The 26,517-nt window shown below is 55.8% G+C and carries 29 protein-coding genes; 7 read left to right on the top strand and 22 right to left on the bottom strand.

All coding sequences use genetic code 11. The features are described from left to right. Positions 1-34: 34 nt before the first annotated feature. Entirely contained in the window at positions 35-970 is a 936-nt protein-coding gene (gene alsB / locus CKO_RS16180; protein WP_012134557.1) for a D-allose transporter substrate-binding protein, read from the bottom strand. Between the two features lie 53 nt (positions 971-1,023). Next, positions 1,024-1,914 (bottom strand): MurR/RpiR family transcriptional regulator, encoded by an 891-nt coding sequence (locus CKO_RS16175; protein ID WP_012134556.1) that lies wholly within the window; start codon positions 1,912-1,914, stop codon positions 1,024-1,026. Between the two features lie 359 nt (positions 1,915-2,273). On the opposite strand from CKO_RS16175, the gene rpiB reads away from it, so the two are divergent. From rpiB to yjdP, 3 genes are all read left to right on the top strand, one after another. After that, positions 2,274-2,723, top strand: a complete 450-nt coding sequence (gene rpiB, locus CKO_RS16170; RefSeq protein WP_024130821.1) for a bifunctional allose-6-phosphate isomerase/ribose-5-phosphate isomerase RpiB — start codon at positions 2,274-2,276, stop codon at positions 2,721-2,723. A gap of 175 nt (positions 2,724-2,898) precedes the next feature. Next, positions 2,899-3,531 carry an N-acetyltransferase gene (locus tag CKO_RS16165; RefSeq protein ID WP_048902409.1) on the top strand — a complete coding sequence of 211 codons (633 nt, stop codon included), beginning with the start codon at positions 2,899-2,901 and terminating at the stop codon, positions 3,529-3,531. 69 nt (positions 3,532-3,600) lie between these two features. After that, the gene (gene yjdP / locus CKO_RS16160) at positions 3,601-3,933 is read left to right on the top strand and encodes a DDRRRQL repeat protein YjdP (protein WP_012134552.1); all 333 of its coding nucleotides are present in this window, start codon (positions 3,601-3,603) and stop codon (positions 3,931-3,933) included. 55 nt (positions 3,934-3,988) lie between these two features. On the opposite strand, the gene phnP is transcribed toward yjdP, so the two are convergent. The 16 genes from phnP to CKO_RS16080 form a co-directional block, all read right to left on the bottom strand. Next, positions 3,989-4,747: a phosphonate metabolism protein PhnP gene (gene phnP / locus CKO_RS16155; protein WP_024130819.1), complete on the bottom strand. Its 759-nt coding sequence runs from the start codon at positions 4,745-4,747 to the stop codon at positions 3,989-3,991. An 8-nt stretch (positions 4,748-4,755) separates the two neighbouring features. Then, positions 4,756-5,190: an aminoalkylphosphonate N-acetyltransferase gene (gene phnO, locus CKO_RS16150; RefSeq protein WP_012134549.1), complete on the bottom strand. Its 435-nt coding sequence runs from the start codon at positions 5,188-5,190 to the stop codon at positions 4,756-4,758. Further along, positions 5,177-5,731, bottom strand: a complete 555-nt coding sequence (gene phnN / locus CKO_RS16145; protein ID WP_012134548.1) for a ribose 1,5-bisphosphokinase — start codon at positions 5,729-5,731, stop codon at positions 5,177-5,179. The genes phnO and phnN overlap by 14 nt, the downstream gene beginning before the upstream one ends. A gap of 2 nt (positions 5,732-5,733) precedes the next feature. After that, positions 5,734-6,870, bottom strand: coding sequence for an alpha-D-ribose 1-methylphosphonate 5-triphosphate diphosphatase (gene phnM / locus CKO_RS16140; protein WP_012134547.1), 1,137 nt, complete (start codon positions 6,868-6,870; stop codon positions 5,734-5,736). Then, positions 6,867-7,547, bottom strand: a complete 681-nt coding sequence (phnL, locus tag CKO_RS16135; protein ID WP_012134546.1) for a phosphonate C-P lyase system protein PhnL — start codon at positions 7,545-7,547, stop codon at positions 6,867-6,869. Before phnL ends, phnM begins: the two co-directional genes overlap by 4 nt. A gap of 123 nt (positions 7,548-7,670) precedes the next feature. Next, a complete protein-coding gene (gene phnK, locus CKO_RS16130; protein ID WP_012134545.1) occupies positions 7,671-8,429 on the bottom strand; it encodes a phosphonate C-P lyase system protein PhnK in 759 nt (252 codons plus the stop codon). Next, on the bottom strand, positions 8,426-9,217 hold the full coding sequence (gene phnJ, locus CKO_RS16125) for an alpha-D-ribose 1-methylphosphonate 5-phosphate C-P-lyase PhnJ (protein WP_174234025.1): 792 nt from the start codon (positions 9,215-9,217) through the stop codon (positions 8,426-8,428). Before phnJ ends, phnK begins: the two co-directional genes overlap by 4 nt. A gap of 46 nt (positions 9,218-9,263) precedes the next feature. After that, complete coding sequence (locus CKO_RS16120; RefSeq protein WP_012134543.1) at positions 9,264-10,331, bottom strand: carbon-phosphorus lyase complex subunit; 1,068 nt, start codon at positions 10,329-10,331, stop codon at positions 9,264-9,266. Beyond that, complete coding sequence (gene phnH, locus CKO_RS16115) at positions 10,331-10,915, bottom strand: phosphonate C-P lyase system protein PhnH (RefSeq protein ID WP_012134542.1); 585 nt, start codon at positions 10,913-10,915, stop codon at positions 10,331-10,333. Before phnH ends, CKO_RS16120 begins: the two co-directional genes overlap by 1 nt. Next, positions 10,912-11,364 (bottom strand): phosphonate C-P lyase system protein PhnG, encoded by a 453-nt coding sequence (gene phnG, locus CKO_RS16110; protein ID WP_012134541.1) that lies wholly within the window; start codon positions 11,362-11,364, stop codon positions 10,912-10,914. The genes phnH and phnG overlap by 4 nt, the downstream gene beginning before the upstream one ends. A gap of 4 nt (positions 11,365-11,368) precedes the next feature. Then, positions 11,369-12,094 carry a phosphonate metabolism transcriptional regulator PhnF gene (gene phnF, locus CKO_RS16105; RefSeq protein ID WP_024130818.1) on the bottom strand — a complete coding sequence of 242 codons (726 nt, stop codon included), beginning with the start codon at positions 12,092-12,094 and terminating at the stop codon, positions 11,369-11,371. 20 nt (positions 12,095-12,114) lie between these two features. Beyond that, positions 12,115-12,894 (bottom strand): phosphonate ABC transporter, permease protein PhnE, encoded by a 780-nt coding sequence (gene phnE / locus CKO_RS16100; protein WP_012134539.1) that lies wholly within the window; start codon positions 12,892-12,894, stop codon positions 12,115-12,117. Positions 12,895-12,998: 104 nt separating this feature from the next. After that, complete coding sequence (gene phnD, locus CKO_RS16095; protein WP_024130817.1) at positions 12,999-14,015, bottom strand: phosphonate ABC transporter substrate-binding protein; 1,017 nt, start codon at positions 14,013-14,015, stop codon at positions 12,999-13,001. A 23-nt stretch (positions 14,016-14,038) separates the two neighbouring features. Beyond that, positions 14,039-14,827 carry a phosphonate ABC transporter ATP-binding protein gene (gene phnC, locus CKO_RS16090; protein WP_012134537.1) on the bottom strand — a complete coding sequence of 263 codons (789 nt, stop codon included), beginning with the start codon at positions 14,825-14,827 and terminating at the stop codon, positions 14,039-14,041. A gap of 132 nt (positions 14,828-14,959) precedes the next feature. Next, the gene (yjdN, locus tag CKO_RS16085) at positions 14,960-15,406 is read right to left on the bottom strand and encodes a VOC family metalloprotein YjdN (protein ID WP_012134536.1); all 447 of its coding nucleotides are present in this window, start codon (positions 15,404-15,406) and stop codon (positions 14,960-14,962) included. A gap of 120 nt (positions 15,407-15,526) precedes the next feature. After that, positions 15,527-15,862 (bottom strand): zinc ribbon domain-containing protein YjdM, encoded by a 336-nt coding sequence (locus CKO_RS16080; protein ID WP_003031835.1) that lies wholly within the window; start codon positions 15,860-15,862, stop codon positions 15,527-15,529. A 432-nt stretch (positions 15,863-16,294) separates the two neighbouring features. Here CKO_RS16080 and crfC point away from each other — a divergent pair, with 432 nt between their 5' ends. Then, positions 16,295-18,649 (top strand): clamp-binding protein CrfC, encoded by a 2,355-nt coding sequence (crfC, locus tag CKO_RS16075; RefSeq protein WP_012134531.1) that lies wholly within the window; start codon positions 16,295-16,297, stop codon positions 18,647-18,649. After that, complete coding sequence (locus CKO_RS16070) at positions 18,646-19,539, top strand: diguanylate cyclase regulator RdcB family protein (RefSeq protein ID WP_012134530.1); 894 nt, start codon at positions 18,646-18,648, stop codon at positions 19,537-19,539. The genes crfC and CKO_RS16070 overlap by 4 nt, the downstream gene beginning before the upstream one ends. Before the next feature lie 17 nt (positions 19,540-19,556). On the opposite strand, the gene kdgT is transcribed toward CKO_RS16070, so the two are convergent. After that, entirely contained in the window at positions 19,557-20,555 is a 999-nt protein-coding gene (gene kdgT, locus CKO_RS16065) for a 2-keto-3-deoxygluconate transporter (RefSeq protein WP_012134529.1), read from the bottom strand. A 708-nt stretch (positions 20,556-21,263) separates the two neighbouring features. Here kdgT and proP point away from each other — a divergent pair. Both proP and pmrR read left to right on the top strand, forming a co-directional pair. Then, a complete protein-coding gene (gene proP / locus CKO_RS16060; protein WP_012134526.1) occupies positions 21,264-22,766 on the top strand; it encodes a glycine betaine/L-proline transporter ProP in 1,503 nt (500 codons plus the stop codon). A gap of 178 nt (positions 22,767-22,944) precedes the next feature. Further along, positions 22,945-23,034 carry an LpxT activity modulator PmrR gene (gene pmrR / locus CKO_RS22020; protein ID WP_052303351.1) on the top strand — a complete coding sequence of 30 codons (90 nt, stop codon included), beginning with the start codon at positions 22,945-22,947 and terminating at the stop codon, positions 23,032-23,034. Here the strand turns inward: pmrR and pmrB are convergent. Genes pmrB through eptA form a run of 3 tightly spaced genes read right to left on the bottom strand, consistent with a single transcriptional unit; the run spans position 23,028 to position 26,422 of the window. Further along, entirely contained in the window at positions 23,028-24,113 is a 1,086-nt protein-coding gene (gene pmrB, locus CKO_RS16055; protein ID WP_024130816.1) for a two-component system sensor histidine kinase PmrB, read from the bottom strand. The genes pmrR and pmrB overlap by 7 nt on opposite strands. Beyond that, positions 24,114-24,782 (bottom strand): two-component system response regulator PmrA, encoded by a 669-nt coding sequence (gene pmrA / locus CKO_RS16050; protein ID WP_012134524.1) that lies wholly within the window; start codon positions 24,780-24,782, stop codon positions 24,114-24,116. It lies immediately after the preceding gene. Next, positions 24,779-26,422, bottom strand: coding sequence for a phosphoethanolamine transferase EptA (eptA, locus tag CKO_RS16045; RefSeq protein WP_012134523.1), 1,644 nt, complete (start codon positions 26,420-26,422; stop codon positions 24,779-24,781). The genes pmrA and eptA overlap by 4 nt, the downstream gene beginning before the upstream one ends. Positions 26,423-26,517 lie beyond the last annotated feature (95 nt).

Raw genomic sequence — 26,517 nt, 5'->3', positions numbered from 1 at the left:
GGCTTTCGCGTCGCCATCCGGCAGATTTACGGACTTACTTTGCGACCAGGATGGAATCGACCAGCTTAAATTCCGGCGCTTTATCCAGCGGGATCACGTTGCCTGATTTCGCGGCATCAACCATCAGCCTGAGCCCTGTCGCGCCGATATCCGCAGGGTTCTGAGCGATGGTCGCCGTCATCTGTCCGGCCTCCACCATTTTGCGGGCTTCCGGGATACCGTCTGTACCCACTACCAGCACTTTTCCGCTTTTCCCGGCGTTAGCCACGGCCTGGGCGACGCCCATCGCCATGGTGTCGTTAGCGCAATAAATCGCTTTGATATTCGGGTTGCGTTGCAGCACGTTGGTGGCAACGTCTAACGCTTTGATTCGGTCCCAGTCTGCGGGTTGGCTGGCGACCAGCTTGATTTGGCTTGCCTTTTTGAAAGCCTCGGTTGCGCCATTGCGGCGCGCCTCGCCGGAGGCGTTACCGGCTTTACCTTCAATAATGGCGACTTCACCGCCCTCGGCGCCCAGTTTTTCAATAATGAACTCCGCGCCTTTGGCGCCCACGGCGACGTTATCGGTGGTGACAAACCCTTCGACGTTACCGCCCGCTTTTTTCAGGTTATCCATATCGATTTTTTCATCGAGATTGACCAGATAAATCCCTTTCTTCCACGCGCGGGCGACGGGCATCACCAGGTTTACTGAGGATAATGGCGCAAAGGCGATACCTTTGTAATTTTTATTGCTGAGATCTTCGAATAGCTGCAACTGAGACTGAAAGTCGCCTTCCGAAGGCGAGGCAAAAATATCGACGCTGACACCCAGCGTTTTTGCTTCATCTTCAATACCTTTTTTCATATCCACCCAGAATGGATTGGATAATGTTTTTAATACTACGGCATATTCGGCGGCGGCAAATGCGCTGGTGGACAACATTAAGCCCATAGCCGCACCGCTGAAATATTTCAGATATTTATTCATAGCAGTATTCTCAGTGTAGGGTGTTGCTCCCGAAAATGAGAGCAACGAGCATTTTATTTCAGCGCGCCTGGTGAAAAGAAATCAACAATTGCGCCAGTTTTTTGCATATTAATGGTTGCCTGTTCGATATTCAGTTGGGCGACGGAAACAAAAAATGCATCCAGTAGAGTGAGTTGTAATATGCGTGCGGAAGCATTACGCCCTAATAACGGTGTTTCTGGTGCTGGCGAACAAATAATATAGTCAGCCAATTTGGCGATAGGTGAATGGTAGCTGTGGGTGATACAGATAATTTTGGCACCATTCTTTTTCGCCAGTTCAACTGCGGCTTTTACATCACTGGTGCGCCCGGAATGGGTCACCACCAACACGACATCGCCTTCTTTTAATAGCGATGCGGACATCATCATGATGTGCGCGTCCGGGTAAGTCTGGCAGCGCACGCCGATGCGTAAGAACTTATGCTGTACGTCCGCGCAGATGGCATTCGACCCGCCAGCGCCATACAAATCACGCTGCTTCGCCTGATAAAAGAAGCGTGCGGCGCGATGAATCTCATCCACGTTGACGATTGACTGACCTTCCATAATGGTGCGCAAGGTAATGTTGAATACCTTATTCACCACATCCTGCGGCGCTTCATCAAAGGCCAGTTCGGCAGGCAATACCTGCTCAGACTGAGAAAAATAGTCTTCCAGCGCGCTGCGTAAGTTGCGAAACCCGCTGAATCCCAGCAGTTTCGATACCTTAACAATCATGGCTTCAGATACCGCCAGCGCCTCTGCGACATCTTTAATGGCTGGCGCGCTACTGAGATTACCCGGCTTGAGTAACCACTCGACGATACGGCTCTCGTTCTCCGTCATGCCTTCCTGCTTCATGCGCAGGTAAGGCGCAAGCCCGATGCCGTTTGGAAGCCCTGAATCAAATTCTGACTGACTCATTACGTTCTCTTGTCCTTGAAATGAAGACGCCACTATATCACCACAGCAGGAACAGAAAAGATGCTGACAACTTCACAAAATAGTTAAATTTATAAAGTTTGTCATTTTGTGAATTTAATAACGTTGATAAAAATACGGAATGAAAATAAGTCAATATAAAACAATGAATTATAGTTTTAGCTTGTCCAGGCGCAGCCTGTGTAAGCATCAAGATCGGGTATTTGTCGCTCTTGCTTTGCCGAACGGAGGTGTGTAGAACAGGCCCATACAGCGTCTTTCTGTCGATTTATTGTTCTTTTAAATTCATTTAAATCACAAATATTTTTTATTCGTAAAGTTTGACCGGGGCGAGAATGAGTATGAAAAAGATAGCATTTGGCTGTGATCACGTTGGTTTTATCCTGAAACAGGATATTTTGACGCACTTAACCCAGCGCGGTATTACGGTGATTGATAAGGGAACCTGGTCGCCGGAGCGCACGGATTACCCGCATTATGCCAGCGAGGTGGCACAAGCCGTTGTCTCTGGCGAGGTTGATGGCGGTATTCTGGTGTGTGGCACTGGTGTGGGGATTTCGATAACGGCAAACAAGTTTGCCGGAGTCCGCGCCGTCGTTTGCAGCGAACCCTATTCGGCACAGCTTTCGCGCCAGCATAATGATACCAACGTGCTGGCTTTTGGCTCGCGGGTTGTTGGGCTGGAGCTGGCAAAAATGATCGTGGATGCCTGGCTGGATGCGGGGTTTGAAGGGGGGCGCCATCAAAAGCGCGTGGAGGCGATTATGGCGATAGAACAGCAGGGCAAATGAGATTTTTCATGTTCTTTCATTTGATTTGCGAGCGAGTATCAGAAAATCAACACCCCTGAAGAGTTTAGGAATTCATCAAGAGCGAAGGCAAAACCGGTGATGCTAATCTGCGCAAATACTGCCTGATTAGGATATAAAGGGAATTATGCCGGTACTGACAAGAGGTGACTCACAGATGATTGTGATGCCGACAACTTACAGCCCAATGACCGTTGCCCGCGCTTTTAATGTCGTGGAAGAATTTGCGCTTTCAGGGCGCGTTTTGCATGTTATTTATGATAGACAGACTCCGCGAGCAGCGATTATTGAAGCGGATGTTGAGATGTTTGAAGGCGTGCCTCGCCATCGCGTTATTGCTGCGCTTGATTTGCAGTATAAATCCGCTTTAGGCAGAGATATCGTTGCCGTAGAACGATGCTGGGAAGATACACATGTTCTTCAGGCTGAAGGGGTATGTGTTGATCCGGCTGAGCGTGATAAGGGATTAGCCACGCGCTTGTACGAAGCGCTGATCCTGAAGTGTGGCATCACCTTGATCAGTGATTTTGAACAGTATGACGGTGGAAAAATGCTCTGGCAGAAGATCGCTCGCGAGTCCGATCAGATCGCGGTTTTCGTATTAGATACGGAACTGGGCGCATTCTGGCCATATGACGGTACAAAGGTAATTTATGATGGCGGTTGTATCCCTGAGGAGCGTATCTGGAGCATCTCGCCGGATCAAAAATGTCATGGCGTTGTTTTGGTTGCAGAGGACAAACAGCGCGCAAACCAGCTAATGGAAACAACCGCGCCTTACCGGGTTTGAGATTCCTCCGCTACACGTCGAACAGGCCATTCGCTACCGTGAGGGGAAGATCTCTGCGAGGCTGGTTTTATGAAACGCTATTCTACGCTCATTGCTCTGGGCCTGTTGTCGCTGACGACGCTTCCTGCGCATGCCGATATTGTTGATGACACCATCGGTAATATTCAGCAGGCGATCAATGACGCGTATAAATCTGACAACGGGCGGGATTATGAGGATGACCGCCGTGATGAAGAGTGGCAGCGCCAGATGAGCGACGATCGCCGCAGACAATATGATGACAGACGCCGTCAGTTTGAAGATCGGCGTCGCCAGTTGGACGATCGCCAACGCCAGCTCGATCAAGAACGTCGTCAACTGGAAGATGAAGAGCGCAGAATGGAAGACGAGTACGATCGTTAACCGCGCGACAATCGTAGGCCGGATAAGGCGCAATGCGCCGCCATCCGGCGTAAGGCTACTCCAGTACAATCTCCATCCCGTCATATCCGGCTTCAATACCGCCCGGCAGGGAGTTATCCATCAGCCATACGTCGAACGAGTGGCTGATGTGGGTGAGAATGACCCGTGGGCAGTGAATCACCTCATTGAGTGCGATAACCGTGTTTACATCGCAGTGATTACGCGGTGCTTCCGCGCGTGGCGCGTGACTACAGTCGATGACGATCGTCTGCGGCTGGTTATTCAGCAGAAATTTTACTGTCTTGTCCGGCAGCGCTGCGGTGTCCGACAGCCACGCGACGCGGCTGTGCGCAGATTCCAGCAGATAGCCAAACGTCAGTTTTGAATGGTTAAGCGGCAGCGGCGTTACCTGTAATCCCTGGAGATCGAAGACCACAAACGGTTCGACGGTATGGCTGAAATCAAGGATGCCGGGATGTTTAAACAGATCGTCGCAGCCCTGTTCATCCGGCGGACCATAAACCGGAATCGCGGCGCCCACGCCCCAGCGCAGGGGGAACAGCCCCTGAACATGATCCATATGATAATGCGTGAGCAGAAACTGCTGAAAAGATCCGGCGGGCCAGCGATCGGTAAGATCGTGCAGGCCCGCATCAAGCAGCGTTATCGCGTCATTGAATTTGACGACGCCGCTACAGGGGCGGCGGCGATACTGCTCCTGTAAGCGTGCCCGACGGCAGGCGAGACAATCGCAGCCGTATGCTGGCACGCCCTGTGCGCCGCCGGTACCTGTTAGCGTAATCGTCAGGCTCATTAGTCACCTCAAAGCGCTTTGGTAAAACGAAAATGGCTTTGCGCATACCCTTCACGCAGATAAAACCGGTGCGCATCATGGCGTTTCACGCTGGTGGACAGCTCCGTCATCTCCGCGCCGGCCTGGCGGGCTTCTTCTTCCGCCCATGCCAGCAACCGGCTGCCGACTTTCAGACCTCGCGCCTGCGGCATCACCACCAGTTCCTGGATCTCCCCGATCCAGTTAGCGTGATGCAGGTGGTACTGCATATGCAGGCCGATCATCCCGACAACCTGCCCGTCGCGCAGCGCCAGCTGGTAGCGTATCGTGCGATCCTGCAAATTTGAGGCAAACCCGGCGCGAAAGGCCTGGCGATCGAACTCCGCTTGTTTCAGTTCGCAGATCAGTTGATACACCGCGTCGGTATCGTCCGGCGTGGCCCGGCGTAGTTCACAGACAGGCATGGCTTTTCTCCTGGCGGCCCATTAACGTTAACAAGGTATCGACTGACTGTAGCAAACTTCCGTCATTATTGAGGATATGACAGTTAAAAGGGGCGTAACGGGCCGCACGCGCCAGGCGAGCGGCAATCTCGGTTTCGCTTTCACGCCCGCGCGCCTGTAGACGCTGGCGCAAAATATCGGGAGAGACCTGTAAACAGATGGGCAGCAGCGCTTTGCCGTAGCGGGCCTGCGCCTGCGGCAGATGGGCGCGTGAGCCGTTAACCACCACGTCAAAACCGGCGTGCAGCCACAGATCGATCTCTACGCCAACGCCATAGTACAGGCCATTAGCGTGCCAGCTCAGCGCCAGTAAATTTTGCCCTGCCCGAGTGAAAAACTCCTGCTCGCTCAGCGCAATATGGTTCTCGTTGCCCGCGTTAGCCGCACGCGTGATATAGCGGTGCGCAACCAGCAACTGCGTATGTTCCCGCTGGCGGAGCGCCGCCAGCAAACTGTCCTTACCGGAGCCGGACGGCCCCATCAGCCAGATCAGTTTTCCCATAGTCAGAACACCCTTTTACCCTGACGCCAGACGTGATCGATATGAATGTGATCGCCTTTACGGTGCGCCAGCACCAGGTCGGCGCGCCTGCCTTCGGCGATGATGCCGCGATCGTCGAGATTCAGCGCGCGCGCCGGGTTGCGTGTCACCAGGCGCATTGCCTGCGGCAGCGTAAATGTGTTGGCCTCGTCGTCCGCCACGCGGAATGCCGCGTCGAGCAGGCTGGCGGGGTAATAGTCGGAGGAGAGGATATCCAGCAACCCCAGTTCTGCCAGCTTATGCGCCGCCACGTTGCCGGAGTGCGAACCGCCGCGCACGATGTTGGGCGCGCCCATCAGTACGTTCATCCCATGCTTGCGTGACGCCTCTGCCGCCTCGAACGTGGTGGGAAATTCGGCGATCACGCTGCCAAGCTGATGCGATTCCAGCACATGATCGGGCGTTGCGTCATCGTGGCTCGCCAGCGCGAGATGACGTTCGCGGCACATCTGCGCGATGGCGGCGCGGTTCGGCTGCGACCAGCGCGCCGCAAGCTGAAGCTGTTCCTCTTCGTAGTGGGCCATCTGCTCATCATTGAGTGAATATTTGCCCTGATAGTATTCACGGTACTTCTCGCGGTTAGCGAACTGGCGCTGACCCGGCGAGTGATCCATCAGCGAGACCAGCGTTACCGGCTCGCGATCCACCAGCTTTTCGAACAGCGGCAGGGTGGTGTGATGGGGCAATTCACAGCGCAGATGCAGACGGTGTTCGGCGCGGTTAACGCCGCGTTTCTGCGTCTCTTCGACGGCATTGATCATCTTTTCCAGATTTTCCAGGCGATCGCCGCCGTCGCGGACATCGCCAATCGCAACGGCATCCAGCACGGTGGTGATACCGCTGGCGACCATCAGCGCGTCGTGGCTGCTCATGGCGGAATGGGCGGGCCAGTCCACCTTCGGGCGTGGGGTGAAGAATTTGTCGAGATTATCGGTATGCAGCTCAATTAAACCCGGCAGCAGCCAGCCGCCTTCGCCATCCAGCGCCTCGGGGTGACGGCTCTGACTTTCCGCAAAGGCGCGGATAATCCCATCCTGCATTTCCAGCGATCCCTGCACCACTTCGTCTTCCAGCACCAGCTTTACGTTGTTGATAATCATGATGTGGTTCCCATCAGATGCAAACGATCCGCTACGCGATCGCGTACGGTTTGATCGTGAAAAATGCCGACAATCGCCGCGCCGCGCGCTTTGGCTTCTTCAATCAGCGCGACCACGGCGGCGCTGTTTTTGGCGTCCAGTGAGGCGGTGGGTTCATCAAGCAGCAGGATCGGGTAATCGACGATAAACCCGCGCGCGATATTCACGCGCTGCTGCTCGCCGCCGGAAAAGGTGGAGGGAGCGAGATGCCATAGCCGTTCCGGGACGTTCAGGCGCGTCAGCAGGTTCGCGGCTTTCGCGGCGCACGTTTCGCGGGCGACGCCCAGATCCAGCAGCGGCTGCATCACCACATCCAGCACGGAGATCCGGGGGATCACGCGCAGAAACTGGCTCACCCAGCCGATCGTCGAACGACGCACTTCCAGCACCTTGCGCGCCGGGGCCTGCACCAGATCGATCCACTCATCGCTATGACGAATGTGGATGTGCCCTTCGTCCGGCAGATAGTTGGCATATAGCGAGCGCAACAGCGTCGATTTACCGCTCCCGGAGTGGCCGTGCAGCACCACGCATTCACCGTTTTGTACCTCCAGAGAGGCGTTTTGCAGCACCGGCAGGCGCACGCCATTTTGCTGGTGCAGCACAAAGGTTTTACTGACGTTTTCTACGCGAATCATTTTGGCCTCTTAATTCTGATTGCCGGATGGCGGCTTCGCCTTATCCGGCCTACAGGTGCGCTTTTTGTAGGCTGGGTAAGCGAAGCGCCACCCGGCAAAACAAAAAATCAGCAAAACAAAAAATCAGTTCTGCAATACCGACGACACCAGCAACTGGGTATAAGGGTGGTGTGGATCGTCGAGCACGCGGTCGGTTAATCCACTTTCCACCACCTGACCCTGCTTCATCACCAGCAGACGGTCTGCTAACAGGCGCGCCACGCCCAAATCGTGGGTGACAATCACCACTGCCAGATCCAGTTCCACCACCAGGCCGCGCAGCAGGTCCAGCAGCTTTGCCTGTACGGAAACGTCCAGCCCGCCGGTGGGTTCGTCCATAAACACCAGCTTCGGGTGAGTGACCAGGTTGCGGGCGATCTGCAAACGCTGCTGCATCCCGCCGGAAAAGGTGGTCGGCAGGTCGTCGATGCGCGAGGCCGGAATTTCCACCTCCTCCATCCAGCGCTTCGCCGTGGCGCGGATTTCACCATAGTGACGCGCGCCGGTGGCCATCAGGCGTTCGCCGATATTGCCGCCCGCCGAGACCTGGCGGCGCAGTCCGTCCATCGGATGCTGATGCACCACGCCCCATTCCGTGCGCAGCAGGCGGCGGCGGTCGGCTTCGCTCATGCCGTACAGTGAACGGTTCTGGTACAAAATGTCGCCGGACTGCGGCGTCAGGCGCGAGGAGATGGATTTCAGCAGGGTGGTTTTGCCGGAACCGGACTCCCCGACAATGCCCAGCACTTCACCAGGCCACAGGTCAAAAGAAACATCGCTGAAGCCTTTGCCCGGCGCGTAGAGATGGGTCAGGTTATTGACTGAAAGCAGCGGTTGCGTCATTTGCTGAGTGCCTCGCTCTGTTGGCGGCAATAATCGGTGTCGGAGCAGACAAACATCCGTTTGCCGGTGTCATCCAGCACCACTTCGTCGAGATAGCTGTGCGTTGAACCGCAGATGGCGCAGGGCTCATCCCAGGTTTGTACGGTGAACGGGTGATCGTCGAAATCGAGGCTTTCCACGCGGGTCCAGGGCGGCACGGCATAGATGCGTTTTTCGCGTCCCGCGCCGAACAGTTGCAGCGCGGGCATCATATTCATCTTCGGGTTGTCGAATTTCGGGATCGGCGACGGGTCCATGACGTAGCGGTCATTGACCTTCACCGGGTAGGCGTAGGTGGTGGCGATATGGCCGAAGCGGGCGATATCTTCGTACAGCTTCACCTGCATGACGCCGTACTCTTCCAGCGCGTGCATGGTGCGGGTTTCGGTTTCGCGCGGTTCGATAAAACGCAGCGGTTCAGGGATCGGCACCTGGAAGATAATGATCTGATCTTCGGTCAGCGGCGTTTCCGGGATCCGGTGACGGGTCTGGATCAGCGTCGCGTCTTCGGTGCGTTCGGTGGTGTTCACGCCGGTTACACGCTTAAAGAAGTTGCGGATCGACACGGCGTTGGTGGTGTCATCCGCCCCCTGGTCGATCACTTTCAGAATGTCCGGCTCGCCAATCACGCTGGCGGTAAGCTGAATGCCGCCCGTTCCCCAGCCGTAGGGCATCGGCATTTCACGCCCGCCGAACGGCACCTGATAACCGGGGATCGCCACCGCTTTTAAAATAGCGCGGCGGATCATGCGTTTGGTTTGCTCGTCGAGATAAGCAAAGTTGTAGCCGGAGAGGTTAGTCGTCACGGGCGGCCTCCTGTTGCAGGCGTTTGAGCAGTTCCAGTTCAGCCTGGAAATCGACGTAGTGGGGGAGTTTGAGGTGCGAAACAAAACCCGCCGCCTCGACGTTATCCGCATGCGCCAGCACGAACTCTTCGTCCTGCGCCGGGCCCGTGACCGTTTCATCGTATTCGGGTGCCTGTAGGGCTCTTTCCACCAGCGCCATCGCCATTGCTTTACGTTCGCTCATGCCGAACACCAGTCCGTAGCCGCGGGTAAAGTGCGGCGCGTCGTTTTCCGGTGCGACAAAGCCGTTGACCATTTCGCATTCCGTCATCAGCAGTTCGCCGACGTTCACGGCAAATCCCAGCTCCTCCGGCACCGTTTCCAGCCCGACGTAGCCGCTGCGGATCTCACCGGCAAACGGGTGGTTGCGTCCGTAGCCGCGTTGCGTGGAATACGCCAGCGCCAGCAGATACCCTTCGTCGCCGCGCATCAGCTGTTGCAGGCGTGAGGAGCGCGAACAAGGGTAAACCGGCGGCGTGCGGGTGATGTCATCCGGCACGGCGCCGCTGTCTTCTTCACGCTTCGCCAGCCCCTGGTTCGCCAGCAGAGAAAAAACGTGCGGCGCGGCGTCCTGCATGGCGTCAGCGGTACGCAGCGGCGGCGTTTCGCCGTTCGCCAGCAGGGTAAAATCGAGCAGGCGATGGGTGTAATCGTAGGTCGGCCCCAGCAACTGCCCGCCGGGAATATCCTTGTAGACGGCGGAGATACGGCGCTCTAAACGCATCTCTGCGGTGTTCAGCGGCTCACTGACCGCCAGCTTTGCCAGCGTGGTGCGGTACGCGCGCAGCAGGAAAATGGCTTCGATGTTATCGCCGCTGGCCTGTTTTAAGGCGAGCGCGGCCAGTTCGCGGTCGGCGATGCCTCCTTCGGTCATCACGCGATCCACGGCCAGGTTCAACTGTTGCTCGATTTGCGCCACGCTCAGCTCGGCGAGGGTGTCGTCGCCCCGGCGTCGGTTTTCCTGCAACGCGTGGGCGTTGGCTATCGCCTTTTCGCCCCCTTTGACGGCTACGTACATCAGCACACCTCCACATGGGTGGTTCGCGGAATCGCCAGCAGTCGCTCGCCGCAGGTGAGGATGAGATCGACCCCCAGCGGGAACGGGTGCGGGCGCTCAGTCAGTTCATGGATGAGGCACTCCGGCAGCTGCGGGGCAATCATGCGTTCTTCGGCGATACCCGCCCCGGTCAGGCGCAGCATGCGTCCGCCGCTCAGACTGGCGACCTGGACGATCAGGGTGGCGCTGGTTTCCGGCGCGACGGCGCTTCCGGCGGAAAGGGCGTTTAGCTGCTCGCTGCTGATGCGTTCATCGGCGACGGCAAAGGCGGCCTGCTGCGGCTGTTCAACCAGCGGCGCGCTGGTGTGAAAGCGCAGGTTCTGACTGGCAATGTCGTTGTTGATGGACGGCGCGAGCCATACCGGGGTGTCGCCGTCGACCAGAGTGAGCAATACGCTGGTGGTGGCCAGATTCAGCGGCTGCCAGCCGTGTTTCAGTTGATGCAGGGCGACAATCACCCCCGGCTCGCTCATCGCCTTCAGCAGGCGACGAAAACTCTGTTGCGCGTCCTGAACGGGCAGGGTAAAGGCGGTTTGTAGGGTCATGCGTTATCTCCGCGTACCAGCGTAAAGAAGTCGACCCGGCTGGCGTTTACTTCGGCGCGGCGAGCGGTAATGTGTGCGTCGCGTTCCGCCTCCAGCGGGGCAATTAAGGTTTCCATTAAGGTCTGGAAGTGAGTGTGCTCCTGCAACAGCGCGTCGATGACGGCGCACTGCTCGGCGTGGTGTTTGTTGCGCCCCAGCAGGTAGCTGTAGCCCAGCGTGCCGCTCTTAAGACGCACCACCGCACGGGTCAGCGTGGTATCTCCGGCGAAAAAGCGGTTGCCGGTGCCGCCCATGCGGGCCTGAATCTGCATCAGCCCGGTTTCCGGGGCGCGAATCAGTTCGTATTCCGGCGTGAGTTTCAGCGCCTGCATTTTCACGTTAAGCGCGTCGGCGTTGCTGTAAGCCAGCGCGCGCATCCAGCGCTGGCGAGTGGCGGTATCGAAGTGCATTCCGTCAGTGCTCCATAGTGAATTCGATCATGTCGGCGCGGGTCAGGCTGACGGAGTACTCCGTCGCGTTTTCTTCGCCATCACGGTGGTTCAGCGTGCGCACGCACAGCAGCGGCGCCATGTTGGGAATTTCCAGCACCTTGCTCTCTTTGGCCTGCGCACGGCGAGCGCTGATGCGCGTCTGGGTGCGCTGTAGCGCCAGACCGCACTGCTCGCGCAGGTAGTCATGCAGCGAACCGTGGTTAAAGCCCTGCAACAGCGGCCAGAGGGCGAGGTCGGAAAAGTAATGGTCGATCAGGCACAGGGCGATGCCATTTACCCGGCGCAGGGTGCGCAGGTGGATGACGTTATCGCCCTCTTTGACGCTCAGCGCATCGGCGATGTGGCTGGATGCCGGGCGCAGCACCGCCAGCAGTTTTTCGCTGGTGGGATGACTGCCTTGTTCCAGTAGATTCTGGCTAAAGCGCGCCTGGGCATTGAGCGGGTAATCGAACGGGCGCATCAGCACCAGCACGCCGACGCCCTGGCGACGCTGCACCCAACCGCGCTCCACGAGCTGGTCGATGGCGCGGCGCAGCGTGTGGCGGTTCACCTCATAGCGGGCGGCAAGCTGATGTTCCGCCGGAAGGTAATCGCCGCAGCGGTAATGCTGGCGAAGCTCCTGCTCAAGTCTCGCGGCAATCTCCTGATAGCGCGTTGGGTAACTGGTCGGATGTGTAGACAAGTGCATAGCCATCAATGCCTCGCTAATCAGATAAAGTGCTTACGCAAACGCTGGGAGAGGAAATCCAGCAGGCTGACGGTAATGATGATTAACACCATCAGGGCGCAGGTCTGCGGGAACTGAAAGCCGCGAATCGCTTCCCACAGCGTGACGCCGATGCCGCCTGCGCCCACCATGCCGACCACCGTGGCGGAGCGGACGTTGGACTCAAAACGGTACAGCGAGTAGGAGATGAGCAGCGGCATAACCTGCGGCAGCACGCCGTAGAGGATCTCTTCAATTTTGTTGGCGCCGGTGGCGCGAATGCCTTCAACCGGGCCGGGTTCAATGGCTTCCACCGCTTCGGAAAGCAGCTTGGAGAGCACGCCGGTGGTGTGGATAAACAGCGCCATTACCCCGGCAAACGGCCCGAGACCAACGGCGACCACGAACAGCATGGCGAAAACCATTTCGTTAATCGCGCGGCAGGCGTCCATCAGGCGACGCATCGGCTGGTAAATCCACCACGGCACGAGGTTATCGGCGCACATCAGGCCGCAGGGAATCGACAGAATGACCGCCAGCGCAGTGCCCCAGACGGCGATTTGCAGGGTGACGGCCATTTCACCCAGATAGTGCTGCCACTGGCTGAAGTCCGGCGGGAAGAAGTCGGCGGCGAAGGTCGCCATGTTGCCGGAATCCTGAATTAGCGTGAGCGGTGCCATTTCGGCGCCCTTCCACGAAACGACCAGGACGGCGAGAAGGATGGCCCAGCTCAGGAGCGAGAACCAGCTACGCTTTGGCGGGGCGACGGTGATGCTTTGCATGTTTAGCTCCGTGCGTCGTTTATTGCCGGATGGTGGCGCAAGCGCCTTATCTGGCCTACAGAACATCGTAGGCCCGGTAAGCGAAGCGCCACCGGGTATCAGGTTTACTGCACCGCTTTGGTGACGCTGGTCATCGCGCCCAGCGCGGCGGTCAGGCGGTCGAGATCGTCCAGCTGCGCTTTAATCGCGGAGGTTTTGCTGGTTTTTTCGCTCTCGTTCAGCCCTTTGTTGTCCTTCACACCCTGCATTTCTTTAAACAGCGCCAGCTGGCGAATCGGCACCAGTTGCAGGTCGCTGGAGGGGCGGAATGGCGCCCAGCCCAGGCGTTCCAGCACGGTTTTCTCTTCCGCTGTTTTGCCGTAATTCATAAAGAAGTCGTACACCTTGTCCTTGGTGGTTTCGGAGAGATTTTTACGCCAGACGATCGGATCGCCCGGGATCAGCGGCGACTTCCAGACAACCTTCAGTGCTTTCAGCTTGTCTGGCGCGGAGGTTTTCAGTTTGTCGAGGTTTTCGGTGTTATTGGTTGCGACATCCACCTGCTTGTTGGCGACGGCCAGCGCGTTGGTTTCGTGGCTGGCGTTAACGGTGCGTTTGAAGTCGCTGGCGGAGATGCCGTTTTTGGCGAAGACGTAATAACCGGGGACGAGGAAGCCAGAGGTGGAGTTCGGATCGCCATTGCCGAAGGTGAGATCTTTACGTTTGGCGATCAGATCGTCCAGGTTATTGATCGGACTGTCTTTGTTGACGATCAACACGCTCCAGTAGCCCGGCGATCCATCTGCGGCGACGGTCTGGGCAAATACCTGACCGTTAGCGCGATCCACGGCTTCCATCGCCGAGAGGTTGCCGTACCAGGCGATATCCACTTTGTTGAAGCGCATTCCCTGAATGATGCCCGCATAGTCAGGCGCGAAGAAGGCGTTCACTTTGACGCCCAGTTTCTTTTCCATGTCCTTCAGGAACGGGTCCCACTGCGGCTTCAGGTTTTGCTGTGATTCGGTCGAAATAATGCCAAAGTTCAGTGCTTTTTCCTGTTCTTCCGCATGTGCCGGGCTTAACAAGGTGCTGATGCTGAACATGCTGGTGAACGCCAGCGCGGCAACGGCTTTGTAGCTCATTTCCATTCCTCATTGTGGGGATGTTAAGCAGCCTGTGCGTTCTGTTCGACGCGGTTCATGCTGCGGTAGAGATGGTCAAAACGATCGTTATCAAAGTGCTGGCTGCTGCCGTCATAGAACACATGCCCCTGACGCAACGCCACAATGCGTTCGCAGTAGCGCAGGGCGTAATCCACCTGATGCAGCGTGACGACCACGGTGATGCCGTCGGTCTGGTTAATGTCGCGCAGGGTGTCCATCACAATGCGCGCCGACTCCGGGTCCAGCGAGGCGATCGGCTCATCGGCGAGGATCACTTTCGCCTGCTGCATCAATGCCCTGGCGATAGCAACGCGCTGCTGCTGTCCGCCGGAAAGCGTCGATACGCGCTGATGCGCGAAGTGCGCCATCCCGACGCGGGTCAGCGCCTGTAACGCGCGCTGCTTCTGCGCCTGGGTGAACCAGCTAAAACAGGTACGCCAGAACGGCGTGCTGCCGAGCGCGCCAATCAGCACGTTCTCCAGTACGGTCAGACGGTTCACGAGGTTGAACTGCTGGAAGATGTAGCCGGTGTGAGCGCGGCTTTTGCGGATGTCCCGCGCCAGTTTGCCTTCACGCTGTACCGTGCGGCCCAGCAGCTCGACATGGCAGCCCGGCGCTTTATCGCCGGTAATCAAACCGCTTAAGTGACGTAAAAGGGTGGATTTGCCGGAACCGGAAGGCCCAAGCAGAGCCACCATCTCACCGGAAGAGATGTTCAGATCAACCGCATGCAGCGCCTGATGCTGATTGAACGTTTTGGAGAGTTTCTCGACGCGAATAACCGTTTGCATGATGCGGCCTCCCTAAAAAAGTGGCCCCATCGTGGCGGATTAATGTGACGTTTTAGTTAAGGGATGGTTACTTGACGATGAAGAATTGAAGGGGCTTCGATGACAGCACGGGAGGGCGCGCCTCCCGTCGGTTTACTCTGTCGGCTGCGGCTGTTTTACCACATTGATCATCCACGGTACGCCGTATTGATCGGTCACTTTCCCGAAACCGTGCGCCCAGAAGGTTTCCTGCCAGTCCATTTCGATTTGTCCCTGTGCGGCCAGGTTATCAAACCAGCGTTTCCCTTCGGCGACATCCTGCGTGTCGAGCACCAGCGTAAAGCCGGAGTAACTCGCGTTACCCAACGCGACGGCGTCGCTCATCATGATATCGCTGCCTGCAATGCGCACGTTGGCGTGGGCGATGGAGGTATCAGGGAATTGCATGCCTGACGGGCAACCGTCTTCGCTGCCCTGCTCTGGCGGGGGCATTTCACCAAAGGTGATTTTATAGAGGAGTTCCGCGCCTAACGTTTTGTGATAGTACGCGATAGCGTCGGCACAGTGACCGGCAAAAGAGATGTAGGGACTTAACGGCATAATCGTGACCTCAGGTAAGAGAAGCCAGTTAAGTGTAGTTATCGTAGGCCCGGTAAGCGAAGCGCCACCGGGCAATAAATACCGGATGGCGGCGTAAACGCCTTACCGGGCCTGGAAAAATCAGTTCTTTTTCACGAACTCAGATTTCAGCTTCATCGGGCCAAAGCCATCGATCTTGCAATCAATGTTGTGGTCGCCTTCAACCAGACGGATGTTCTTCACTTTGGTGCCAATTTTCAGCATGGAAGAACTGCCTTTTACTTTCAGATCTTTAACAACGGTCACGCTGTCGCCGTCTGCCAGCAGGTTGCCGTTGGCATCTTTTACGATCAGCTCGTCGCTGTCCTGCGCCGGTTCTGCGTCGTTCCATTCATGGGCGCATTCCGGGCAGATGAACATGCCGTTATCTTCGTAGGTATATTCGGAGTTGCATTGTGGGCAATGGGGTAATGACATGTCGATTTCCTCAAAAAAAGTCAGCAGGGGCAAAAGCGCCCAAAAAATGGCAGATTGCCGAAAAAGGCCGCAATTATACACAAAATCCTTAACGTTGTCGGGACTACTCGCAATTTAAGGATACGACAACCTGTGGCTGAAGGTTGCCGCCAGGGTAAGAAAAATGTCATGACTATTTTTTTAAGGGAAATTGCTACGTTTTACTATTTAAGATAAGGTGAGAGGAACGACCAGACGCGTTATAAATCTTTATCCCTCTTACTTTTACACAGTAAGAGAGACAGGTGTGGTTGATAAAAATATCTCTAATATTAACAATAAGTTATTTTAATAAAATTATTTCCACACGTAATTATAAAAGCCGAAAAGCAAACAAATAAAATCATCCGGCTAAATAAAAGTAATAAAGTTTGCGTTAAGGAAAGATTTTCCATGTACACACAGACAATATATGAATTAAGCCAGGAAGCGGAAAGATTGTTGCTGCTTTCTCTGGAACATCTCCGGTTATTGCAACAACTGCCTGTGGCTTCGCTGGATGACGCCGCTCAGGAAGGTGGGGAAGGGAATGAAAATACCCGGCCTCAGCATGTTAGCGGGCGTGACGTGGAGGCTCAGCACGGCACGCTCAATAATGAGCTACGTAAAATAACGCGCCTGGAGATGGTGCTGGCGATTGTCGGGACGATGAAGGCTGGGAAGTCGACGACAATTAACGCCATTGTCGGAACCGAAGTCCTGCCCAACCGTAATCGGCCGATGACGGCGTTACCGACGCTGATTCGCCATACGCCAGGGCAGAAAGAGCCGGTGCTGCATTTTTCTCACGTCGCGCCGATTGATACGCTCATGCAAACGCTGCAACAGCGTATGCAGGCGTGCGATCGCCAGCATCTGACCCAGGTGCTGGAAATCGATAAAGACATGAATGCGCTGCTCCAGCGAATTGAAAAGGGCGTGGCTTTTGAGCGTCATTACCTGGGCGCGCAGCCCATCTTCCACTGTCTGAAAAGCCTGAACGATCTGGTGCGCTTGTCAAAAGCGCTGGGGGTCGATTTTCCTTTTGCGGCGTATGCCGCGATTGAACATATTCCGGTGATTGAGGTGGAGTTTGTGCATCTGGCGGGGCTGGAGAACTATCCGGGGCAACTGACGCTACTGGATACGCCCGGCCCTAATGAAGCCGGGCAGCCGCACCTGCAAAAGATGCTTAATGAGCAGCTGGCGCGCGCTTCTGCCGTACTGGCGGTGATGGATTACACCCAACTGAAATCCATTTCGGATGAAGAGGTTCGCCAGGCCATTGCGGCGGTGGGGAAATCCGTGCCGCTGTACGCACTGGTGAATAAGTTCGATCAGAAAGACCGCAACAGCGACGATGAAGAACAGGTTCGCGCGCTGATTTCCGGCACGCTGATGAATGGCAGCATTACGCCCGGGCAAATTTTTCCGGTCTCTTCCATGTGGGGGTATCTGGCGAACCGCGCGCGTCACGAACTGCGGGTGCACGGGCGGTTGCCGGATCATCAGGAGCAGCGCTGGGTGCAGGATTTTGCCGAGGCCGCGCTCGGCAGGCGCTGGCGGAGCGCCGATCTTGATGATATCGAACATATTCGTCATGCCGCCGATCTGCTGTGGGAAGATTCGCTATTTGAACAGCCCGTACAGCGACTGATTCACGCCGCTTACGCCAACGCCTCACTGTATGCGCTCCGGTCGGCGTCGCATAAGTTATTGAATTACGCACAGCGCGCGCGTGAATATCTGGATTTTCGCTATCACGGGCTGACGGTGGCGCATGACGCGTTGCAGGTCAATATTTCCCGCGTCGAAGAAGATATGCGACAGCTTCAGGTGAGCCAGGATCGCGTGAGCGATGAGGTCGGCCATGAAGTTGAACGGATGATGGAGGCGGCGAACACGTTCCTGAGCCAGCAGCAGGCCGATATTTTGCACCGCATCGCGCCGCTTTTTCGCGAAGAGAGCGTGGTGGCGTGGCTGCCGCGCGATCCGCTTTCCCCTGAGCAGGAGGCGGTGGTCGAGGGCGAAACGCTGGTGCTGCATAACGAAAGGCAGGCGCAGGTCGTTTTAAGCAAAATGCGTGCGTCGTGCGAAGCGGTATTACTGGCGGCGCAGGAGAACATTAGCCGCGATCTGGCGCTGCGCTTCGAACAGCTCGAATCGACGCTAAGCCGGGTGTTAAATGACGCGATGCGGCCAATTGAGGCGCGGGTAAAAGACGATCTAAGCCAGGCGGGGTTCCGGGCGCGAATCAGCTTCCCGACGTTTCATGCCAGTATGTTTAACTTCAATACTCAACCGTTGTTTAGCGAGGCGGTCGCTCAGGAGAACCCGCCGGAAGGCGCCGCGCCTCGCGCGGGCGGCGTGCGCGACACCTTTGCGCGCTGGCTGAATCAACCGAACTGGGGATGGAATGATTATGTGGAGGCCAGGACACGCTATGTCATTGATATAACGGCATTGCATAATACTCTGATCCAGCATGTCAGCCATTTCTTCCAACAAATTCATAAAGCTTTAGATGCCCAGGTCGATGTTTCTGTTACGGCAGGTATGGCGACCTTTTTTGCCGATTTTTCGTTGTGTCTGTCGGGATTGCAGGAGAGCTTGCGCGAGAGTCTGGTGACGCGCCAGCAACATGAATCGGTTGTGAACAGACTGAGCCAACAGTTACAGCACAGTATCTCCGCCACCCGGTGGATTCATGAAGATTCCCGCCTGTTACGTGATGATATCCAGACCCTTTTTGCAGCCGAGCACTCATGACGAACGTGTTACTGGAAGGCCCGGGACGGATGCTGGAATGCATTCACCCGAAGTTTATGGTCGATCTGGTTCAGGGAGAAGAGCCGAAGCGACCTGGCGGCAACCTGCAACAGCAGCAGCGTTTTCGCGAACGCCTGACGCAAGAAATTCTGAGCCAGACGCAGCTTCGCGCCTGGGTCATGGCGGGCGTATTCAATGAGCATCTGATGATGCGTCTTAAGCTGGTGGAAAAACTGGCGGGGATGCTCGATCCCGGCCATCTGGCGCTGACGCGCATTTCCCGGCAATTGACCCTTCTGCAACAGACGGAAAGCCCCAGAGGGCAAGCTATTCCTGGCATCACGCAGCAGTTAGCGGCGCTGAGCGACGGGTTTGCCCGGCGCAGCGAACATAAAGAGAAGGCGCTGACCCGGCGTGGATTGACGGTGCAGGCGGGCGAACACAGCGAGCAGATTTTTACCCGCTGGCGCGCCGGAGCCTATGACGGCTGGTCATTGCCGGGGCGCTGTTTTGTCGCGCTGGAGGAGCTGCGCTGGGGGCCGTTTGGCGATGCCTGTCGGTTGGGCAATATGGAAGTGGTCGCGATGCTGAAAGATAATTTGCGCGCGATGGCTACCGATTATCTGGCGCACAGTATTCACGCCGCGCCCACCACGCGTCATTATTACCATCAGTGGCTTCATTCGCCCGCCGTGGCCGGCGCGGGGGAGCACAATGACATGTTGAGCTGGATTGGCGACTGGTGCGATCCCGATAAACATCCGGTGTGCTGGTCAGTGACCCAGCGCTGGCAGACGGTGGCGTTGGGGATGCCAAGGCTGTGTTCGGCACAGCGCCTGGTGGATGCGATGATTGAGGAGATTTTTGCGCCGTCCCCTCTCGTGGGCTGAGAGGGGACGTATGACGTTTAGTGATGGAGGGATTCCGTTGGGTTTGCCTCCGCGTTGCCCGGCGCCGGGACGTTGCCGAAACGTTTTGCATACAGGGCGGTGATAATCGGAACCAGAATCGCCGTCACAATCACGCTGGCGGCAACCAGCGCCGTGGCGGACGCGGCGACGGGTTCAAACGCCGGGTTAATCTGCGCGATGATCACCGGGTTCGCTACCGCAGCGCCTGCCGCAGAGGAGGCCGCGACGCCCGCAGTGCCGTTACCGCCGCCAATGACGCGGTCTGCGATAATCAACGGGATACCGGTAATAATGATAACCGCGACACCCAGCAGGATACCCAGCAGGCCGGTATCGACAATCACGCTCAGGTTAATGGTGTTACCCAGCGCAAAGCCGAAGAACGGGATCAGCACCGGCGTAGCTTTGCTGAAGAACGCGCGCAGGTCGTGGTCCAGGTTGCCTAATGTGAAGCCAATCAGGAACGGCAGCACGGCGCCGACAAAGTGATGCGGTTCGAAGGAGGCGAGGCCTGCGGAACCCAGAATCACCATCGTCATCAGCGGGCCAGATTCCAGAGACATCAGGACGAACGCGCCGGACTCTTCTTTGGTGCCGTACTGGTTCATCAGGCTGGCGTACAGGCCGCCGTTGGTCATGTCCATTGCGGAGACGATCGCCAGTACGGACAAACCGGCGAAGAAGCCGGTTTGAATACCGGTATCCGGGATAAACGAGGCGGCAATCATCGCGACCACCCACGCCACGGCTATTTTAGTAATAACCAGCGTACCCGATTTACGTAATACCGTCCCGGTAGCGCGCAAATCAATCGAGGCGCCAATACAGAAGAACCAGACGGCCAGAATCGGCACGGTGCCGCTGATCATGCCTTTTGTAAATGAACCAAAATAGGCGCCGGTATCCGGGGCCAGGGTATTTAAAATTGCGCCGAGCAGCAGAGGGATCAACATCATCCCGCCAGGGATGCGTTCAATCGTGGCTTTAATTTTCATAAAAGTCCTCACATCTTGTCGCGCGGAACTAACGGACAAGTCGATAAATATTATTTAATTTCAATTTGTTATTTCACAAAGAGAACGGCGGGAAACCCTCTTTCTCCCTGCGTGATACATAATCGAATGTGGCATACGTCTGTTTGTCACAATCCTCAGGGATGTTGCGTCGGGTGTTATCTTGCATTCAGTGGAATATTGATTCAATCAAAATAAAACACTGTTTTAGTTATCTTCATCACATATTTTGCGTAAAGGCCAGGGAACGCGATGATTATTAAAAATGCTGTAAATTGTTTGTGAAGAGTTATGGCGGATTTTTTGCTAGCAGCATAATAGTGACGGACGTGATATTTCGAAAAGAATAACGAAATCGCCTCCCATTTATTGTCAATAATGCGCTTTGCTGACAATGTAAAAATACAGATAAAAATGCCCTTATTTACGCTCGCTGACGAAACGGCAATATATGTGTGAAGTTGATCACAAATTTAAACACTGGTAGGGTAAAGAGGTCATTAACCGCCCAATCAGGCGTCAACAGGTTCGGTTGTACAGACCTTGACCAGTCAGTGTAAGTAAACCTGCTACGCTTGTTCTACGAGGAATTGTGCCCGCACGATTCCAACGCTCGACGGTGACGTTAGCGCTTTGTGCGCCAATGAATGCAGTATGTAGCGAGACAGGGCTTAGTCTACGAGGACAGCTATGCTGAAAAGGAAAAAAGTAAAACCGATTACGCTTCGCGATGTGACCATTATTGATGATGGTAAACTGCGTAAAGCGATTACCGCAGCCTCGCTGGGTAATGCGATGGAGTGGTTTGATTTTGGTGTTTATGGGTTTGTCGCCTACGCGTTAGGTAAAGTATTTTTCCCGGGGGCTGACCCCAGCGTGCAGATGATTGCCGCACTTGCCACCTTCTCCGTTCCCTTCCTGATTCGACCGCTTGGCGGCTTATTCTTCGGTATGCTCGGCGATAAATATGGTCGCCAGAAGATTCTTGCCATCACGATTGTGATTATGTCGATCAGTACGTTCTGTATCGGGTTGATTCCCTCTTATGCCTCTATCGGCATCTGGGCGCCGATACTGCTGCTGCTGTGTAAGATGGCGCAGGGCTTCTCGGTCGGCGGCGAATATACCGGCGCGTCGATCTTTGTCGCCGAATACTCGCCAGACCGTAAACGCGGCTTTATGGGAAGCTGGCTGGACTTCGGCTCCATTGCGGGCTTCGTGCTGGGCGCGGGCGTGGTGGTGCTGATCTCCACCGTTGTCGGCGAGGAGAACTTCCTCGACTGGGGCTGGCGTATTCCGTTCTTCATCGCACTGCCGCTAGGGATCATTGGTCTTTATCTGCGTCATGCGCTGGAAGAGACCCCGGCCTTCCAGCAGCATGTGGATAAGCTGGAGCAGGGCGATCGCGAAGGTTTGCAGGAAGGGCCAAAAGTCTCCTTTAAAGAGATTGCAACCAAACACTGGCGCAGTCTGCTGGCGTGTATCGGCCTGGTGATTGCCACCAACGTGACCTACTACATGCTGCTCACCTATATGCCGAGCTACCTGTCGCATAACCTGCACTACTCGGAAGACCACGGCGTGCTGATTATTATCGCCATCATGATCGGGATGCTGTTTGTGCAGCCGGTGATGGGGCTGCTCAGTGACCGTTTCGGTCGTCGTCCGTTTGTGATTATGGGCAGTATCGCGCTGTTTGCGCTGGCTATTCCGGCCTTTATTCTGATCAACAGTAATATTATCGGCCTGATTTTTGCCGGTCTGCTGATGCTGGCGGTGATCCTGAACTGCTTTACCGGGGTGATGGCCTCTTCTCTGCCAGCGATGTTCCCGACGCACATCCGTTACAGCGCGCTGGCGGCGGCGTTTAATATCTCGGTGCTGATTGCAGGTCTGACGCCGACCCTGGCCGCCTGGCTGGTGGAAAGCTCGCAGAACCTGATGATGCCAGCCTATTACCTGATGGTGATTGCGGTCGTCGGTTTTATTACCGGTATTACCATGAAAGAGACCGCCAACCGTCCGCTGAAAGGGGCGACGCCAGCGGCCTCGGATATCCAGGAAGCGAAAGAAATCCTTGGCGAGCACTACGATAATATCGAGCAGAAAATCGAAGATATCGATCAGGAGATTGAGGAGTTGCAGGCTAAACGTTCGCGGTTAGTGCAGCAGCATCCGCGTATTGACGAGTAAGCTTTAGCGCACCGCCTGATGGCGCTGCGCTTATCAGGCCTACAGACGGCGCAACACCTTTGCCTGATGGCGCTACGCTTATCAGGCCTACAGGCTGCGTTTATCAGGTCGACAAATCTTAATGTTCGCTTAATCTTCGTCAGGCATACTCTCCTCCAGACCATCGGAGGAGAGTGTGATGAAAACGCGAATGTATGAAAGTCTGACAGCCCTGTTCAGTATGCTGATTGTCAGCAGTTTCCTGTATGTCTGGGTCACGACTTACTGATCTCTTTTCAACAGCACCCACGCGCGGGTTCCCGTCGTTCCCACACGGTTTTGCAAAAAGAATTGCCCGTGGTGCAGCTGCGTGATGCGGGAGACGATGCTCAATCCCAGCCCGATACCGCCATAGCGGCTGTCCATGCGGACAAACGCTTCACTTAACTCCCCGCATTTACTTTCATCAATTCCCGGCCCTTCGTCTTCGACGGCCATCATCGCGTCGCTTTCCGCATTATTGAGGATAATGGTGATGGTTGACCCTTTCGGACTGTAGCGGTGCGCATTTTCCACAAGATTACGCAACAGCATACGCAGTAGCGTGGCATCGCCGCGCACGGTGGCGTCTGCTGTGCTTTCCGGCAGTTGCAGCGTCTGCTGGCGTGTTTCCAGCATGGTGTTCAGTTCATCGTAAGAGGGCAGGATCACGTCATCCAGCAGCTTCACCGACTGGTAATTACCGGATGAGAACGACTGCCCCACGCGTGCTAATTGCAGCAGCTGCGAGACGCTGTCCATCATTTGATCAAGACGCGCAATCAGCGGCGTGACGTTAACATTGTGCGCTTTCGCCAGCAGTTCCAGATGCAGACGCACGCCCGCCAGCGGTGTGCGTAGCTCGTGGGCAACGTCGGCGGTGAACAGGCGTTCATTCTCCAGCGTTGTCGTCAGGCGAGTGACCAGTTGGTTAAGCGCCGAGACAACGGCTTCAATTTCAATCGTCGAGCTGTGAATGTCGATGGGCGTCAGGTTATCGGCCGTGCGGGCTTCCAGCTCTTTTTGCAGGTCGGCAAGCGGGCGGGTGATGCGCCGGACGGCCTGATAGCAGATCAGCAGCGTCAGGCTGACCATAAACACGGCGGGAACGATCAGGCTGGCGACCGCTTCGCGAACCTCATGCCTGATGTGCCGATCGTTATTCCTGTCTTCCAGCAGCGCCTGCTCGAAAAGCTCAATCTGCTCGGTGCTCTCGTGCCATAGCCAGAAGGTGCTGATCAGTTGCAGCACCAGCAGGATAGAGCCAATGGTCAGCATCAGACGCTGACGAAGGGTCATCGGTCTGTGCAGAAAACGCGTAAGGTTCACTTAGTTTTCCTCAACGGCAACCAGCATATAACCAAACCCGCGCACCGTGCGGATACGTGATTTCCCCACTTTGTCGCGCAGGTTGTGAATATGCACTTCCAGGGTATTGGTTGACGGTTCGTTGTCCCAGTTATAGATGTCGTTATACAAGATTTCACGGTGTACCGGGCTGCCTGCTTTGAGCATCAGCCGCGACAGCAGCGCATACTCTTTGGGCGTTAAGATAAGCTCTTGCCCGGCCAGCCACACCTGACGACGCCCCAGATTCAGCATCAGATTGCCGACGGTCAATTCGCTTTCACCCTGATTGTGGTGACGGCGCAGCAGCGCGCGAATACGCGCATGTAACTCCTCCAGCGCAAACGGCTTCACCAGATAATCATCCGCCCCGACATCCAGCCCGGTGATGCGGTCGTTGAGCGTGTCGCGGGCGGTGAGGATCAATACCGGAAGGGTGTATTTTTTCTGTCTTATTCGCGTCAGAAAATGCAGACCGTCCTCATCAGGCAACCCAAGATCCAGCACGACCAGGCTGTAATGCCCTGTTTCCAGACAGTGTTCCGCCGCCCGGGCGGTAGAAACGCCGTCGCAGGCGTAACCCTCCGTTTGTGCAGCAAGTATCAGTCCCTGTAATAACAGCGTATCGTCTTCAACAATCAGAATTTTCATTCAGTTAGCCTCCTGCAAGGTTGCAGAATATCGTCTGCGGCCTGGTAGTTCCTGGTCCGTACGCCCGTTAATCCGAGCATGGTTGAGAAAAGGTTGTCCTGCGAGAAATCCTCCTGGGCTGCCCGCTTTTGCAAACATGTCAGGTCTGTCCGGTAACGTTTCTGATAATCCTCCGAGAGCCAGAGGAGCATCGGGATATGCTTTTGCGCATCCGGCGCAATGGCGTATGGCAGCCCATGCAAATAGACGCCATTTTCTCCTAAAGATTCACCGTGGTCGGAAAGATAGACCAGGCTGGTGGTGAATTTATCCTGATGCGCTTTTAATATATTGATTGCCTTATCAACAATATAGTCCACGTACAGTACGGTATTATCGTACGTATTCACTAACTGTTGCTGCGAACAGGTCTGAATTTCATTGGTGTCGCAGGTCGGGGTAAATTGCGCAAACTGCGGCGGATAACGGTGATAATAGGTCGGGCCGTGGCTGCCGATGGTGTGCAGCACAATGACGCCGTCGCCCTGGAGTTTATTGATGTATTCCTCCAGCCCGTGAAAGAGCACTTCGTCGTAACATTCGCCGTTAATGCACTGACCCGGCAATTTCAGCGCGGTCATATCCTGATGCGGCACGCGATCGCAGGCGCCTTTACAGCCGCCGTCGTTATCGTTCCACAGCACGCTAACTCCGGCTCGCTGAATGATGTCCAGCAACCCTTCCTGATGGTGCGCCAGCCCTTCGTTGTAGTGTTTACGCGGCATACCGGAAAACATGCAGGGAACCGAGATCGCCGTTGCGGTGCCGCAGGAGGTGGTGTGCGGGAAGTAGACCACATTATCCTGCGCCAGACGCGGGTTGGTTTGCCGTGAATAGCCAGACAGCGAGAAGTTATCCCCACGCGAGGTTTCGCCGACGATCAGGATGGTCAGATTATGCCGTTTTTCTTTCAGCATCGCGGGATTGCGATGCGCATCTTCGCCAATGCGTACCAAAGGCAGGTTGGCGAGTCGCTCATGTGAATACCACGACCAACTGGCGACCAGGCTGTTCGACGGGCTGAGAGACTTGATCAGCTCTTTGTTATTGCGAAAAAGCGAGGCGTAATCTTTGTAGAAGCAGGCGGCGACCAGCACGATCAGCAGAAGCGAAGCCAGCACGTTGAGGGCGCGATACGCGCCGCTGCGTAATGTCAGAGAGGTCGGTTTGATTTTGATGCTACAGGCGATTACCGCCGCCAGAAGGCCGCTTAATCCCAGCGTAAGCGCCATTTGCGGCGTGACCAGCGCGAACGTTTCTGCCGGTGTGGTATCCATCATGTTGGCGATCATGGAGCGGTCCATGACGATGCCGTAGGTCATGATGAAGTATTGCGCGGCGGCGCCCGTCAGAATAAAGAGGCAGGCCAGCGGGCGGTTAAGCCACAGGAACGACGCCAGCGTCAGTACGATATTGATGACGCTAAACGCGACAAGCGGCATGGATAAAAACACCAGCACGTTGTGCATTGAATCCAGCGGCAGGGCTTGCATCACCTGCTTGTAGAAAGCGATGTTCAGACAGACGGCGATGTAGAATGAAAGGAGTAACAGCCAGGTAATGTGTCCGAGGGTCGGTCTTTTTAAAACGCGCTTCAGCATTATGGTATGTCCATCAACTAAGTGCGCCGATCCTCGCAAAGCAACATTAAGCCAACCTTAAGTTTTTAAGGTTGTGGGGCGACCTGCGATCGTCG

Origin of the sequence: Citrobacter koseri ATCC BAA-895, assembly GCF_000018045.1 — a bacterium.
In the GTDB taxonomy this organism is placed as follows: Bacteria; Pseudomonadota; Gammaproteobacteria; order Enterobacterales; family Enterobacteriaceae; genus Citrobacter_B; species Citrobacter_B koseri.
This window is presented reverse-complemented; position numbering and strand designations above follow the sequence as displayed.

Bases quoted from the DNA above. Each gene is read 5' to 3' on its own strand.
- phnF (WP_024130818.1), bottom strand. From the start codon at position 12,094: ATGCACTTGTCTACACATCCGACCAGTTACCCAACGCGCTATCAGGAG.
- CKO_RS16165 (WP_048902409.1), top strand. From the start codon at position 2,899: ATGATTGTGATGCCGACAACTTACAGCCCAATGACCGTTGCCCGCGCT.
- eptA (WP_012134523.1), bottom strand. From the start codon at position 26,422: ATGCTGAAGCGCGTTTTAAAAAGACCGACCCTCGGACACATTACCTGG.
- CKO_RS16175 (WP_012134556.1), bottom strand. From the start codon at position 1,914: ATGAGTCAGTCAGAATTTGATTCAGGGCTTCCAAACGGCATCGGGCTT.
- CKO_RS16070 (WP_012134530.1), top strand. From the start codon at position 18,646: ATGACGAACGTGTTACTGGAAGGCCCGGGACGGATGCTGGAATGCATT.
- phnP (WP_024130819.1), bottom strand. From the start codon at position 4,747: ATGAGCCTGACGATTACGCTAACAGGTACCGGCGGCGCACAGGGCGTG.
- yjdP (WP_012134552.1), top strand. From the start codon at position 3,601: ATGAAACGCTATTCTACGCTCATTGCTCTGGGCCTGTTGTCGCTGACG.
- pmrA (WP_012134524.1), bottom strand. From the start codon at position 24,782: ATGAAAATTCTGATTGTTGAAGACGATACGCTGTTATTACAGGGACTG.
- phnN (WP_012134548.1), bottom strand. From the start codon at position 5,731: ATGGGAAAACTGATCTGGCTGATGGGGCCGTCCGGCTCCGGTAAGGAC.
- phnE (WP_012134539.1), bottom strand. From the start codon at position 12,894: ATGCAAAGCATCACCGTCGCCCCGCCAAAGCGTAGCTGGTTCTCGCTC.
- proP (WP_012134526.1), top strand. From the start codon at position 21,264: ATGCTGAAAAGGAAAAAAGTAAAACCGATTACGCTTCGCGATGTGACC.
- crfC (WP_012134531.1), top strand. From the start codon at position 16,295: ATGTACACACAGACAATATATGAATTAAGCCAGGAAGCGGAAAGATTG.
- yjdN (WP_012134536.1), bottom strand. From the start codon at position 15,406: ATGCCGTTAAGTCCCTACATCTCTTTTGCCGGTCACTGTGCCGACGCT.
- phnL (WP_012134546.1), bottom strand. From the start codon at position 7,547: ATGATTCGCGTAGAAAACGTCAGTAAAACCTTTGTGCTGCACCAGCAA.
- phnH (WP_012134542.1), bottom strand. From the start codon at position 10,915: ATGACCCTACAAACCGCCTTTACCCTGCCCGTTCAGGACGCGCAACAG.
- phnD (WP_024130817.1), bottom strand. From the start codon at position 14,015: ATGAGCTACAAAGCCGTTGCCGCGCTGGCGTTCACCAGCATGTTCAGC.
- CKO_RS16080 (WP_003031835.1), bottom strand. From the start codon at position 15,862: ATGTCATTACCCCATTGCCCACAATGCAACTCCGAATATACCTACGAA.
- pmrR (WP_052303351.1), top strand. From the start codon at position 22,945: ATGAAAACGCGAATGTATGAAAGTCTGACAGCCCTGTTCAGTATGCTG.
- phnO (WP_012134549.1), bottom strand. From the start codon at position 5,190: ATGCCTGTCTGTGAACTACGCCGGGCCACGCCGGACGATACCGACGCG.
- alsB (WP_012134557.1), bottom strand. From the start codon at position 970: ATGAATAAATATCTGAAATATTTCAGCGGTGCGGCTATGGGCTTAATG.
- rpiB (WP_024130821.1), top strand. From the start codon at position 2,274: ATGAAAAAGATAGCATTTGGCTGTGATCACGTTGGTTTTATCCTGAAA.
- CKO_RS16120 (WP_012134543.1), bottom strand. From the start codon at position 10,331: ATGTACGTAGCCGTCAAAGGGGGCGAAAAGGCGATAGCCAACGCCCAC.
- phnM (WP_012134547.1), bottom strand. From the start codon at position 6,870: ATGATTATCAACAACGTAAAGCTGGTGCTGGAAGACGAAGTGGTGCAG.
- phnJ (WP_174234025.1), bottom strand. From the start codon at position 9,217: ATGATCCGCCGCGCTATTTTAAAAGCGGTGGCGATCCCCGGTTATCAG.
- phnC (WP_012134537.1), bottom strand. From the start codon at position 14,827: ATGCAAACGGTTATTCGCGTCGAGAAACTCTCCAAAACGTTCAATCAG.
- phnG (WP_012134541.1), bottom strand. From the start codon at position 11,364: ATGCACTTCGATACCGCCACTCGCCAGCGCTGGATGCGCGCGCTGGCT.
- kdgT (WP_012134529.1), bottom strand. From the start codon at position 20,555: ATGAAAATTAAAGCCACGATTGAACGCATCCCTGGCGGGATGATGTTG.
- phnK (WP_012134545.1), bottom strand. From the start codon at position 8,429: ATGACGCAACCGCTGCTTTCAGTCAATAACCTGACCCATCTCTACGCG.